The organism is Rhizobium sp. 10N427, from assembly GCF_056394605.1.
This window is the reverse complement of record NZ_JBFTID010000045.1, coordinates 1-479: the sequence shown is the minus strand read 5'-3', so window position 1 is coordinate 479 and position 479 is coordinate 1. Positions and strand designations below refer to the sequence as shown.

Below are 479 nucleotides of genomic sequence, written 5' to 3'. Positions count from 1 at the left end.
GAAGAGCGTCTATGCTGTCGATTGCACGATCGCGAAAGACGCGCACGGTGACGACAAAACGCCTGTCACAGTCTGGCCGAGCAGCTCTACAGAGGCCGGCGACGCCGCGAATGCAGATGGTCTGAAGGCCGCTCAGACCGCGAACAGCACTGATCTCGCGCTTGGTGAGCGAACAGACGCCGCCAAGGCTGTTAGCAATCTCGCCAGAGCCTTTTTGACCGGCGAAACATACTCGAATTCCATCTTGAACTCGGAGCCATTCGTCGTTCAGTCAATCCTGAATGAAACCGTGAAGGAGCAGTTCTCGACAGGCAGCTCCTATCTTCTCGATCAGATTCTGACGGTCACACCCGGCAGAACAACAATTTTCCATATGGATCTCGGGAAGGTTCCGCTTTTCTCCGAGTTGTTTAAGGATTCCATATGGATCTCGGGAAGGTTCCGCTTTTCTCCGAGTTGTTTAAGGACAAGCTTTTTCC

At 53.2% G+C, this 479-nt stretch carries 1 protein-coding gene; it reads left to right on the top strand.

All coding sequences use genetic code 11. The features are described 5' to 3' along the window. A partial coding sequence (locus AC1DIJ_RS30920; protein ID WP_477831760.1) for a hypothetical protein occupies positions 1-479 on the top strand: 479 nt, incomplete at both ends.